Below are 12,314 nucleotides of genomic sequence, written 5' to 3' on the forward strand. Positions count from 1 at the left end.
GAAAGGTTGGTTGATTCGTGGCTTACTCAGAATTTTTAAAGGAGTATCGTTCAGGATTAATGGAAAATGTGCATTATGGTCAAATGAGTGCTGTGAATCTAGCGAAGGAAGAATTCGTCTCAGTAGGTCAAGATTATAAGCCTGTATATTTTCGTTCTGCAGCAAAACCATTTCAAGCCATTCCTATTTTTCTGACTGATTTTATAGAAAAGTACGAAATTACTTCAAAAGAAAGCGCACTATTTCTGGCTTCACAAAGAGGCGAAGTTTACCATCAAGAGGCATTAGTTTCTCTGCTGGAAAAACTCCCAATTCATGAAAATGAATTAATTTGTGCAGCATCCTATCCATTAAATGAGGAACCTAAAACACAGTATATTCAACAGGGATTTGAAAAGAGGAAACTCTTTCATAATTGCGCTGGTAAGCATTTAGGATTTTTAACTGCATGTCTAGCAAATGGCTATGATGTCAAGCAATATTGTCATCCCGAACATCCACTGCAACAGATGATAAAAAAATATATTGCTTATTTAAGTGAATATGAGATAGAGAGAATTCGTACAGGGATTGATGGCTGTGGTGCGCCCGTCTTTGCGATTCCGTTAAAAAACATGGCCATTGCCTATTTAAAGTTAGCACGACCAGAATTAATTGATGATCAACTAATTCGTGAAGCAGTAATCAAGCTTACGTCAGTGATGAATCATGAGAATCATATCATTGCAGCACAAAACTTTATTTGTACGGCATTATTAAAGGACCCTAATATTGTGGCAAAGGGCGGAGCACAGGGTGTATACTGTTTTGCTCTTAGAGATGAAGGAGTAAGTTTTGCCTTGAAAATAATGAATGGCTCAGAAAGTCCATGGCCGAATGTAATTGCTTCTGTATTGGAACAAATTCAGTATAAAAATCAAGAAACAATTGAGCGTATTAAAGCATTGTCTCCTACATTTGTGCGTAATGATGCAGGGGTAGAGGTAGGAGAAATTGTATCTACAATTAAAATTGTCTAGAGGTGAAGGCACTTGCATGTTTTGGCAATAGACGGTGGTGGAACGAAAACGATTGCAACAATCTCAACATGTCATGGGCAAATTATGGCGCTAGCAGAAACAGGCAAAAGTAATCCCACGTCCATGAGCTTTGAGCATTTTACAGAGACGATAACAGAATTAATAAATGATTTAAAAAGACAACAGCCTCAGGAATTTCAACACATTACAAAGTGCCATGCGGGCCTGTCTGGTGTAACAGAAAATAATAATGAGAAAATTACCTATGCATTATTAACCTCGCTTTTACCGAAAGACTGTCAACTATCACTATCGAATGATGGAATGAACGCGCTGTATGCGGGGACCTTGGGGCAGCCAGGCATTGTACAAATTTCTGGTACGGGTGCGATTACACTCAGTATAGATGCATCTGGAAGAATTGAGCGCACAGCAGGATGGGGTTATATTTTTGATGATGAGGGCAGTGGCTATGATATTGGCATACGCACATTAAAAGCGGTATTTAAAGCATTCGATAAAAGAGGTCCTGAAACGCTTCTAACAACAGCGGTATTAGAATATTTTCGATTACATTCCGTTCCAGAGATAATTGAAGTGGTATATGGTGAAGGACATCCGCGGGATACCATATCTCCTTTAAGTAAGGTTGCAATTGAATGCGCTAAACGTGGTGATGGAGAAGCCAATACAATTATTGATCAAGTGTGCCATGTTTTTTATCAAAGTATAGATGCTTGTTACAAAAAAAACCCGTTTGCAGATAAGCAAGTCAAAGTAGTGCTGGCTGGTGGAGTTTTTAATGAATTGGAGCTATTTACTAAAAAATTAATCGCTATTGATAAAAAGAATAGTAATCAGTATGACTTCGTGGGTGCTTATAGCTTACCAGTAGGTGGTGCCGCTTTAGCTGCTTTAAATTTACCATATGATGAAGCAAAGTTATTTATCGATCAATATGATGCAAGTATGAAGAAGTTTTTAACGAATTAATCCCCCCTTAACTTAGCAAGTAGAGAATAGTATGTACTATATCTCTACTTGTATTTTGTTAGTCTCCTACTTTAAACATATACCCCTTATATGAATTATGAATAATCATGACGATTCCGATAAGCATAAAATTGGATAATAATGAACTTCCGCCATAGCTTAAAAAGGGTAGGGTGACACCTGTGACAGGTAAAAGCCCAATGGTCATACCGATATTTTGAGTAATTTGAAAGGCTAGTAAGCTTGAAATACCTGCCCCCATTAAAGTCATAAAGGGGTCTCGCGCTACTACCGTGATAACGACAATACGATAGATAACAAAAAATAGTAGCGCTATTACAAATGCTCCTCCAATAAAACCTAACTCTTCTGCAATAGCAGAGAATATAAAGTCGGTATGTTTTTCTGGTACATAGACATTATTATGTAGATAGCCCTTGCCCACAAATTCTCCTGATCCGATAGCCATAAAGCCCTGGCGTACTTGAAAAGAAGAATCTGTATATTCATAAGGCTGAAGCCATCCATAAATTCTAGAAATCTGATGTCCTGATAGAGCGCCCAAAACCTTCTCTGTAAAAAATTCATTAAATCTGACATAGAGCACTACCATCGTACTGACGATAACTAGAGGAACGGCCGTAAATACAACAAGAAGCTTTCTATGAATACCTGAAAAGAAAATCATCGGTAAAATCATTGCCATATACAACATGACCATACCTGTATCGGGTTGTCTATAAACAAGTAGCGTAGGAGGAATGACAATTAGCCCGATTTTTATAAGTAACCAAAAATCTGCTAGATAAGAGGGGCGGGCATTTTTCTCTTGATGAGCAATAATGACCTTACTCACAACTATTAAAAAAGCGAATTTTAAAAATTCCGATGGTTGGAGGGAGCCTAAAAACGGGATTTGATACCATGATTTTGCCTGATTGATCGTTCGAGCAATGCTTTCAGGTGCAACAATAAGACCAGCCGTTAAAGCAACTATTAGGAAGTAAAATGGCCATCCAATCTTCTTCAACTGTTCAATATCAAGCAAAGATATTCCAAACATGATGGTTAATCCGATGATATAAAATAAAAACTGTTTGATAATAAAGGAGCTTGAATACTGTTCAAAATTTACACTACTAGAATGGACAAAAAGGCAACTAATAGCGCCGAGTAAAAGAAGACTTATTACTAAACTCCAATCTAACTTCTTGAATTGCGTCAAATGTAACACCTCCATTCTCTATTATGAACGCTGACAATGTATGGAAGGTTGCGGATGTTTTTCTGAAAATAGTATGAATAAGAAGCAATCATCCGGCTAATTTAGCGAGTTAAATTACCTAGATAAAACTAAATGATGGGTATAAATTCTTAATGTTTCGATTAAAATTTACAAAAATATAACACTGGCTTTATATCTCTATACTATCATTATTGGTAAGAGTTGGAGGAGGAGCCAGGGATCATGCATTTTTTCCGTTTCATTAAGGTGAAGGACAAGTTACTTGTACTCATGATTGTTTGTGTATTATCGAATGTATTGCTAGGTATATTCAGTGTAGATTACTTAAGGAAAATGTCGTGGCATGCAAGTGAGAGTTATACACAGGGACTTGTCCCAATTGGATGGCTAAATGAGCTAGAAGAATCACAGCGTCGATTAGATTTAATAGTAGATTCGAAAGGCAACGATAAAGAAATGACAGCCATTTTACAAAATATGGCACAGCCTTTAGAGCATCTAGATAGCCAAGAAATTGATAAAAAGATGAGTCATCAAATTAAGAAGTATAAGTCATTGCTTAAGAAGCAGGAAGAAGCCATCGAGAACTTTAAGCAATTGAACCATGGTGAGCTAGATCAGTTTTATGTGCAAACATTTTTACCAATTAGTCAGGAGAGTCATGCATTATTAGAAGACACGCAAAATTATTTGGTTCAACGAGCAAAAGACCAACAGCATGCTTATCTGAAAGATGTACAATTCGGCTACTGGTTACTAGGTGGTGTATGCTTAGCGGTTGTCTTGCTTGTTATCCTTATCGGCTTTATCGCAACGAAGGCAGTCAATATACCAACCCGTCAACTAAAGTCATTATTAAAACGTGCAGAACAAGGTGATTTCACTGCCAATGCAAGTTATGTAGCTCATGATGAGCTTGGTGAAGTAGTACTGTCATACAATCAAATGGTAACAGAGGTGAAACGACTACTCCATACTGTGACAGACAGTGCCTATGAAGTAGAAGAAATGACAGGGAAATTGCAGAACTCCTCTGAGCAATCATCAACAACGACATTAAAAATAGCGAAGGATGTACAATCTATCTCAGAGTCAACGTCTGCTTCTTCTAGTAAATTAGCTTCGAATACGGCTTCCTTAGAGGAGGTTTTAAATGATGTACAGGTTATTTTAGAAAAGGTTCAGGTTGTAGAAAGTTTTGCGCAAAAAACGGCCAGAGATGCAGAAAGTGGAACTGAAATTGTGCAGGCTAATTTAACGCAAATGCAAGCTATTAAGCAGGCGGTTGAAAAATCTAATACAGCTATCTTTAATTTAGTAGAGCGGGCTGCATCGATCGATCAAATGATTGAAGTAATAGAAAGAATAACAGCACAAACTAATTTACTGGCTTTAAATGCGTCAATTGAAGCCGCAAGAGCAGGAGAGCATGGTAAAGGTTTTGCAGTAGTGGCTAATGAGGTTCGTAAGCTTGCAGAGCAAACTGTTCAATCGACACAAACGATTACATCCATTGTACAGAACATCCATTTAGATTCGAGTTATGCGGTACAAATGATGGAAGGCGTTTTAGTGGCGACTGAAAAAGGTGTAGCTGTTACAGGACAAACTGCATCAAGTTTTGATCAAATTTTAGAAAAAGTACATACTATTAAGCCTTATATGATGGAAGTATCTGCTACGGTTCAAGAGATTGCCAATCACACGAAGAAGGTAAGTGAGGATGCAGGTATGCTGACAGCCTTATCCGATACGAATGCCGTGTCTACTAAGCATGTTGCTACGTTAACAGCTGATCAATTAACAGCTCAGCAACAGTTCCATAATTATATAAAGGAATTGCGCAAAGTATCAAAAGTTTTGCAAATAGCTGTCAAACGTTTTTCGATATAATTTAATATTAAAGAATAATATTCGAAAAGGGTCTTCTTTGCAAAAAATAGCAAAGAAGATTCTTTTTTTGCATGGTTACAAAACTAGCTTATGAAAGTATAAATTTTTTGTGTTTTTGAGATGTACAAATGTGTTTTATATATTTTTGTAGCACAATATTTTTCATGTTCTCATATACTGTTAATAAGGGATTGTATGTTCTTTGTAAGGAATATTATTAATATAATTGTTGTATTTTCAAAACGAACACATTATAATGAATTCCATTGAAAGTGTTATTAAATCAATGTTTATTAATGTATTTTTGTACTTTCGGAAAGTACAATTGTTCACATGTGGAGGTTTTGGGAAATGAAAAAGATTATTGTTACTGGAGCACTTGGTCAAATTGGTTCTGAGCTTGTAGAAAAACTTCGTGGTATTTATGGAGAGGACAATATACTTGCTACAGACATTAGAAAGCTTGAACATACTAAGGGCCCATTTGAAATATTGGACGTGACAGATGGACAAAGAATGCATGATTTAGCAAAGGACTTCGGTGCAGATACAATGATGCATTTAGCAGCATTATTATCAGCTACAGCAGAAAGAAATCCATTGTTAGCTTGGAATTTAAATATGGGTGGATTAATGAATGCGTTGGAGGTTTCACGTGAGTTAAATATGCAATTTTTCACGCCAAGCTCAATTGGTGCGTTTGGTCCGTCTACACCTAAGGAAGATACACCACAGGATACTTTGCAAAGACCAACAACTATGTATGGGGTAAATAAGGTAGCGGGTGAGTTATTATGCGATTATTACTTCAATCGTTTTGGTGTTGATACACGTGGCGTACGCTTCCCAGGACTAATTTCTTATGTAACACCTCCAGGTGGTGGTACAACAGATTATGCAGTAGAAATTTTCTATGAAGCCATCGAACAAGGCAAATATACATCGTATATTCAGGAAGGTACATTTATGGATATGATGTACATGCCAGATGCCTTACAAGCTATTGTGGATTTAATGGAAGCAGACGGTAGTAAGCTTGTTCATCGCAATGCTTTTAATATTACAGCCATGAGCTTCGAACCTTCGCAAATCGCGGCTGAAATCAAGAAACACTTACCAAATTTCACAATGAGCTATCAGGTAGATCCAGTTCGTCAGGCCATTGCAGATAGCTGGCCAAACTCTTTAAATATTGAAGCGGCTCAAAAAGAGTGGGGCTTCAAAGCAGAATATGATTTAGCTAAAATGACAGTAGATATGTTAGAAAAATTGAAAATCAAACTGCATAAAAAAGCCATTTCATAAAAGATGGGCAACGGGTGAAGATCTAAACTTCATCCGTTTTTTTTATATATAAAAGAAAATTATTGGAATATATAGATTAAATTATGAAATTAAAATATAATAATATTCGGAATATTAATAGTATTCAGTTTAATTAATGCTATAACAATTTCACAAGGGGAAATTCACAAATGAAGGGATGATGGGTTTTATGATGCAAGCACCATTAGTTTTAACTAGTTTTTTCAAGCGAGCAGAGAGCTATTTTGCAAGAAAATCAATTATTTCACGGACAAGCCCACACAAAATACATCGTTTAACATATGGGGAGTGGGCGAAAAGAACGCGTTGTTTAGCAGATGCCCTTACGAAGCTTGGGATGACAAGAGGAACAAAAGTCGGCTCTTTTGCGTGGAATCAGCATCGGCATTTAGAAGCCTACTTTGCTGTACCTTGCTCAGGGGCAATCTTACACATGGTAAATATTCGTTTATCAGAAGAGCATTTGATCTATATTATTAATCATGCAGAAGATGAGATTTTAATGGTCGATGTTGATTTATTACCGATCATTGAAAATATTGCGCCAAAACTTAAGACAGTGAAACACTATATTATTATGACGGATGAACCAGCTTTACCCAAGACTACACTACAAAATGTTTTATCCTATGAGGACTTATTAGCTACTGCTGATGAAGAATTTCAATTTCCAGAGGATATTGACGAAGAAGCACCTGCCGGTATGTGCTATACAAGTGCCACGACAGGGAATCCAAAGGGAGTTGTCTATTCCCATCGGGGTCTAGTATTACACAGTATCATGCTGAGTATGTCTGACTCTATGGGAATTGCGGAAAGAGATGTCGTGATGCCAATTGTACCAATGTTTCATGCAAATGCATGGGGCTTACCTTTTGCTAGTGTTAATGTTGGTGCTACACAAGTTTTGCCAGGTCCACAATTTACATCAGCATTAATAATGGATTTAATCGAACAAGAAAAGGTTACATTAACTGCTGGTGTACCAACCATTTGGATAGGCGCCTTACAGGAGCAGGAAAAGAAAGAACGAGATATTAGTTCTTTAAGAGCGATCTGCTGTGGTGGATCGGCTTCACCAACTCGACTCATTCGGACATTTGAGGAAAAATACGGAATTCCTTATATTGTTGTCTACGGCATGACGGAAACTACACCAATCGTGGCATTGTCCAATTATATGTCGTGGATGGATGATTGGCCGATTGAAAAACGTATTGAAGCTCGAGCGATGCAAGGGATGACAATGGCAGGTATCGAATCTAGTATTATTAATGAGGCGGGTGAGGTTCCTTGGGATGGCGAAACGATGGGGGAATTACGTTTAAAAGGCCCATGGATTTCCGACGAATACTATCGTGATGAACGAACAGCAGATGCCTATCGAGATGGTTGGTTATATACTGGTGATATTGCAGTACGAACAGAGGATGGCTTTATTAAAATCACGGACCGTACAAAGGATCTTATAAAATCAGGTGGGGAATGGATTTCCTCTGTTGATTTGGAAAATGCACTAATGACGCATGATGCAGTTTTTGAAGCAGCTGTCATTGCCATGCCTCATGCTAAATGGCAGGAGCGTCCATTAGCTTGTGTTGTATTGAAAGAGGGACAATCAGTAACTGAACAAGAGCTTCTTGCCTTTTTAGAAAATCAATTTGCCAAGTGGTGGGTACCAGATGCAGTCGTATTTCTAGAAGAAATTCCAAAGACATCTGTCGGGAAATTCCTGAAAGCGAAGCTGCGAGATAATGTAGCTGAAATTTATCCTAAATCATTGGTATAGGTGAAAGAGCGATTTCCATAAATGGAAGTCGCTCTTTTTTTATTATTTAGCTAACATGTGGAAAACTTGTTCAACGTCTTTATCGCCACGACCAGAGATATTAATAATAATGCTTTCCTCAGGTGATAAAGTTGGTGCTAATTTTAGAGCATGGGCAACTGCATGTGAGCTTTCAAGAGCAGGAATAATACCTTCTACCTTAGAAAGTACTTGGAAGGCTTCTAAAACTTCTTCATTTGTCACGGTCACATACTCAGCACGGCCAATTGTTTTCAAATGGCTATGCTCAGGCCCAGCACCTGGATAATCTAAACCAGCTGCTATTGAATAGGTAGGAAGTGGATTACCTTCTGCGTCCTGAAGAACTAAACATTTGAAGCCGTGTAGCTCTCCTGGTGTTCCTTCGTTTAAGGTAGCAGCTTGATCCGGCTCTATTCCAATCAGACGAACATCTTCGTCTGCAATATAGTCAGCAAATGCCCCAATGGCATTACTACCGCCTCCTACACAGGCAAGAACAGCTGTTGGCAGCTTTCCTTCCTTTTCTAAAATCTGTTCACGACTTTCGCGGCTAATCACTGATTGAAAATGTTTAACCATTGATGGGAAGGGATGTGGTCCAACTGCCGAACCTAATAAATAGAATGTTGTTTCATAGTTTTCTACCAAGTCAGCAAATGCTTCATCTACTGCATCCTTTAAGCGGCCTTGCCCTTTATCAACCGCTACGACTTTTGCGCCGAGAAGTTCCATGCGAAATACGTTCAATGCCTGACGTTTTGTATCCTCCAAGCCCATATAAATCGTGCAATCCATTCCAAACATGGCACACGCTGTAGCTGTTGCTACACCATGTTGACCTGCACCAGTTTCTGCGATCACACGGTTTGCGCCCATACGTTTGGCTAGTAGAATTTGTCCTAATACATTATTGATTTTATGGGAGCCTGTGTGGTTAAGGTCTTCCCGTTTTAAATAAATTTTTGCGCCACCTAATTGCTTTGTTAAATTTTCTGCAAAATAAAGAGGGGATTTACGACCGACATATTCACGGAAATAGTAATCTAATTCTTGTTTAAAGTCATCATCTTCTTTATACTTTTGAAAATTCTCATCTAGTATATTTAAAACATTTTGAAGCTCCTTTGGAACAAAGCTTCCACCAAATTCACCGAAATATCCCTTTTTCTCTACTACTGTACTCATCTTTCCTCGACTCCTCTATGCTAATTTTTCCAAAAAAAAAGCCACTCCAATCCCTTATAAAAAGGACGAGTAACCGTGGTGCCACCTTCATTCGCAATTTTTGCGCGCTTTCCTGCTCCGGTAACGGGGAGCGAAACGGCCTTACATTTGATAAGGCTGCTCTGAAGTCCATTCACAAGTTTGTACTACTGGTTTGCACCAACCACCAGCTCTCTTGAAGTAACAATGCTTGCTACTACTCTTCTTCCTTGCATTTATTAGAAAGAATTGTAGAGTATTTTCAGAATAGTGTCAAGAAAAAAGACGAATCTAAAAAGACCCGTCAGTTAAATCAAACTTTTAAAGTGAAGGCGTTTGTTTAATACATACATAATCGGTGCACCTACAGCTAATACAACAAATTCACCCGCCGCGACTGTTAGCCAAGTCCAAAAGAATGGTAGCTCTAAAGCCAAGTTCAGCTCAAAGGCAATAATAAACATAGTACAGGTAAAGAGCAATGTATTAATAATTAAACGTGCCCAAATATTTTTGACAAATTTGCAGATTAAAATAAACAGTCCGAGTGTAATCATTGAATGACCTACACCAAACACTAAATCGTAAATGCCAAGTGGTGAAAATAGGTTAGAGATCAATACTCCAATAATAATCCCTACGGCAAAGCGTGGATTAAAGGCCACTAAATGGTTAAACATCTCAGAAACTCGGAACTGAACCTCTGTAAAACCAAATGGTGCAACAAGCATGGTTACAGCTATATAGAGAGCCGCAATGATACCACTTGCTGCTAAAAATTTTAGCTTCATATTCATTTCTCCTTAGTTTTTTTTCGTGGGATGGTTACGAACCACGTAGAGCAAGAGCAATCATATCAATATTCATGCGGGTTTGTAAATACCTATGTGTAAATTATGTGTAAAATTATAAAGCGGCTAAAATATTCATTGTATTTCTTTCATCTTCTTCACGAAGTTCTTTGATAAGGTGTGTGTAAATTCGAATGGTTGTATCTGCATCTGCGTGGCCAAGTCTTTCGGAAATATACTGAACTGAAATTCCTTTATAAAATAAAATGCTGGCATGAGAATGACGTAAACCGTGGATAGAAATTTCTTCTATCTTTAATTCACATAATATTTTTTTTAATGCTTTATTAACACCTGTATTACTGAAGACTTTGTATTTAGAAGCGGGATTATAAAACACCAATTTATGAATGTTTTCGGGAGTCACTTCAAAAAAATGATTGAACAGACGCATCGTTACTTTGTCCATTTTAATAATGCGGTTTGAACTTTCCGTTTTTGTCTTTTTAATACCTTCATCATAGGAGTTTGTATATCCCCATGTCTTGTTAATGTTGATCGTATTGTCTTTGAAATTAAAATCATTTCTAGTGAGTGCGATTATTTCGGCAAAGCGCATACCTGATTTCAAAGCCAGCAAAATAATATAATACACAGGTCTGTTATCTTCTTTTAGTGATGCAATTAGATAACTGGATAACAATTTACTTTCAGTATAGTTAATATGCTTTTCATCACTCTTTTTGGAGTCCTGGCCAGAAATTGTTGCATTTCTTGTGAAATCAGAAGGGATGATACCCTCATCGACAGCTTCACGTACACATGCTCTAATGTGGGCATTTATCTTTTTAACCGTTTCTTTAGATTTGGTCTTTCCATATTCATTAAGAAAAGATTGATAATCACTCTTTTTGATATGCTGTAAGGGGGTGTTAGAAAAGTGCTTTCTAATCACCTTCAATGTATTTTTGTAATGTACTTTTGTAGGTGGGGCAGTATTAGATTTGTAAATAGACACCCATTGTTCAAAATACTCATCGATTGGCTCTAATTTCATAATGGGATTTAAGCCCTTATTTAATTTAGATTCTATTTCAGCAGCAGCAATCTGTGCCTCTTTCTTCGTTTTGAAACCACCCTTGCGTATAGGTTTAGATTCACCGTTGATCATGCGACTGACGATATATTGCCATGTCTTGCCGCGTTTCGTGAAACTCGCCATATACATTCTCCTTCCTTCAATGTAAGAAAAGAGCTAGGCGGATGAGCCTGCTCTTACTTTTAATACTTAACGTTAAGAATTAAAGATCTTGTGTGTAACGAATTGCTTTACCTATGATACGAGCAGGATTTTCAGCTGAAATTACGTAAGGCTCATGTTTAGGGTTATCAGGCATTAAAAAAACTGTATCACCTTGTTTTTTAACCCTTTTAAGTGTTGCCTCTGTATCCCCATTAACTAGGACAGCAGCAATTTCACCATTCTCCACTTCAGGTTGTTCACGTATTAAAACGTATGCTCCATTAGGGATGGTTGGTTCCATGCTGTCGCCTTTTGTTTGTAAATAAATGAGCTTTCCACTTGGTAAATTCTCAGGGGATTCATACCTGTAACCAATTAAATTTTCCTCTGCCGTGATTGGGTCACCACACGCAATTTTACCTAAAATAGGTATTTTGATAGTTGCTGGAGATATTTCTATTAAATTAGGTGGATGATCTAAGCTAGTATCATCAATACTCGATTTACTTTTGTCTTCCATGAGATCTCGCATTGTGATATTAAAATAGTCAGCAATTTTTTGTATTTTATCTATTCGAGGGTATTTTTCTCCCCGTGACCAATAAGATACCGAAGTTTCACTAACTCCTAAGTGTTCTGCAAGAACCTTTTGACTAACATCACGGCTGTTTAATAGAGCTTGCAAGTTATCTGCAAAAATCTCTCGTTGAGTTCGCAATATAGCACCTCCTTTCTACTAACATTATAAACTTTTAGTTATTTAGGGTAAATGATTTTTAACATTTTGTGA

At 37.4% G+C, this 12,314-nt stretch carries 10 protein-coding genes, 1 riboswitch and 1 other annotated feature; of the genes, 5 read left to right on the forward strand and 5 right to left on the reverse strand.

Annotation, left to right across the window (positions count from 1 at the left end; genetic code table 11):
* The first annotated feature begins 17 nt into the window (after positions 1–17).
* Both PSR12_RS02300 and PSR12_RS02305 read left to right on the forward strand, forming a co-directional pair.
* Positions 18–1,019 carry an asparaginase gene (locus PSR12_RS02300; RefSeq protein WP_221679236.1) on the forward strand — a complete coding sequence of 334 codons (1,002 nt, stop codon included), beginning with the start codon at positions 18–20 and terminating at the stop codon, positions 1,017–1,019.
* A 12-nt stretch (positions 1,020–1,031) separates the two neighbouring features.
* Complete coding sequence (locus PSR12_RS02305) at positions 1,032–2,012, forward strand: N-acetylglucosamine kinase (RefSeq protein ID WP_274771392.1); 981 nt, start codon at positions 1,032–1,034, stop codon at positions 2,010–2,012.
* 58 nt (positions 2,013–2,070) lie between these two features.
* Here PSR12_RS02305 and PSR12_RS02310 read toward each other — a convergent pair whose 3' ends face one another.
* The gene (locus tag PSR12_RS02310) at positions 2,071–3,237 is read right to left on the reverse strand and encodes an FtsW/RodA/SpoVE family cell cycle protein (RefSeq protein ID WP_257521098.1); all 1,167 of its coding nucleotides are present in this window, start codon (positions 3,235–3,237) and stop codon (positions 2,071–2,073) included.
* 243 nt (positions 3,238–3,480) lie between these two features.
* Here PSR12_RS02310 and PSR12_RS02315 point away from each other — a divergent pair, with 243 nt between their 5' ends.
* From PSR12_RS02315 to PSR12_RS02325, 3 genes are all read left to right on the forward strand, one after another.
* Entirely contained in the window at positions 3,481–5,151 is a 1,671-nt protein-coding gene (locus PSR12_RS02315) for a methyl-accepting chemotaxis protein (protein WP_274771393.1), read from the forward strand.
* Between the two features lie 351 nt (positions 5,152–5,502).
* Entirely contained in the window at positions 5,503–6,456 is a 954-nt protein-coding gene (locus tag PSR12_RS02320) for an L-threonine 3-dehydrogenase (RefSeq protein WP_004225462.1), read from the forward strand.
* A gap of 190 nt (positions 6,457–6,646) precedes the next feature.
* Complete coding sequence (locus PSR12_RS02325; protein ID WP_274771394.1) at positions 6,647–8,266, forward strand: long-chain fatty acid--CoA ligase; 1,620 nt, start codon at positions 6,647–6,649, stop codon at positions 8,264–8,266.
* A 42-nt stretch (positions 8,267–8,308) separates the two neighbouring features.
* On the opposite strand, the gene trpB is transcribed toward PSR12_RS02325, so the two are convergent.
* The 4 genes from trpB to PSR12_RS02345 all read right to left on the reverse strand — a co-directional run bounded on the left by trpB (position 8,309) and on the right by PSR12_RS02345 (position 12,245).
* On the reverse strand, positions 8,309–9,472 hold the full coding sequence (gene trpB, locus PSR12_RS02330; protein ID WP_016993395.1) for a tryptophan synthase subunit beta: 1,164 nt from the start codon (positions 9,470–9,472) through the stop codon (positions 8,309–8,311).
* A gap of 58 nt (positions 9,473–9,530) precedes the next feature.
* Positions 9,531–9,730, reverse strand: a binding site (T-box leader).
* A 68-nt stretch (positions 9,731–9,798) separates the two neighbouring features.
* The gene (locus tag PSR12_RS02335; RefSeq protein WP_274771396.1) at positions 9,799–10,281 is read right to left on the reverse strand and encodes a QueT transporter family protein; all 483 of its coding nucleotides are present in this window, start codon (positions 10,279–10,281) and stop codon (positions 9,799–9,801) included.
* Positions 10,282–10,287: 6 nt separating this feature from the next.
* Positions 10,288–10,332: riboswitch (PreQ1 riboswitch) on the reverse strand.
* A 64-nt stretch (positions 10,333–10,396) separates the two neighbouring features.
* Positions 10,397–11,503, reverse strand: a complete 1,107-nt coding sequence (locus PSR12_RS02340; RefSeq protein ID WP_274771398.1) for a site-specific integrase — start codon at positions 11,501–11,503, stop codon at positions 10,397–10,399.
* A 79-nt stretch (positions 11,504–11,582) separates the two neighbouring features.
* On the reverse strand, positions 11,583–12,245 hold the full coding sequence (locus PSR12_RS02345; RefSeq protein WP_274773412.1) for a LexA family protein: 663 nt from the start codon (positions 12,243–12,245) through the stop codon (positions 11,583–11,585).
* Positions 12,246–12,314 lie beyond the last annotated feature (69 nt).

Origin of the sequence: Lysinibacillus sp. G01H, assembly GCF_028872195.1 — a bacterium.
GTDB classification, from domain to species: Bacteria; Bacillota; Bacilli; order Bacillales_A; family Planococcaceae; genus Lysinibacillus; species Lysinibacillus capsici.